The organism is Ruegeria sp. AI3 (assembly GCF_056541245.1).
In genome coordinates, this window is the sequence record NZ_JBQFYA010000095.1 from 1 (window position 1) to 550 (window position 550).

Below are 550 nucleotides of genomic sequence, written 5' to 3' on the forward strand. Positions count from 1 at the left end.
CGAATACCGGGATAGGTCACGCGCTCACAGATCACGGTGTCTCCGGGCTTGGTGAGCAGCGTAAGGATCGACAGCAAACTGGCATGTGCGCCAGGCGTGATTGCCAATTGGTCTGCTGTAACGTCGATACCATTGATATTCATCCAGCGTGCTGCGGTCTCCCGGTCCTGCAGGCTCCCGATAATGGATTGGTAGCGAAGCAGAGGAACGAGGTTCGCAGCAACATGTGTGAGGCCTTGTTCCATCCGGGCCACCAGAGCCGGATCATCGGGCTCCGGGGGCATGTTCATGTTCGGGTCTTCTTCCAGCGCGCGACGTGGGTCTGCTTTTTCTGATGTTTCTTCATGCTTTCGGATAAACGACCCTCGCCCAACAAATGTATCGATGTACCCTCGCTTTGCGGCTTCAGAGTATCCGCGAGACACGGTTGTGAAATCCAAGCCAACAAGCTTGGCGACGCTGCGTTGAGGCGGAAGCCTGTCACCTGCATCAAGCACACCTGTTTCTACATCATGTCTGATCGCTTCCGCGATCTGGACATAGAGTGGTT

At 55.5% G+C, this 550-nt stretch carries 1 protein-coding gene; it reads right to left on the reverse strand.

The features are described 5' to 3' along the window. The coding region (locus ACRZ95_RS23230) for a GntR family transcriptional regulator (RefSeq protein WP_480555770.1) at positions 1-550 on the reverse strand (550 nt) is incomplete at both ends.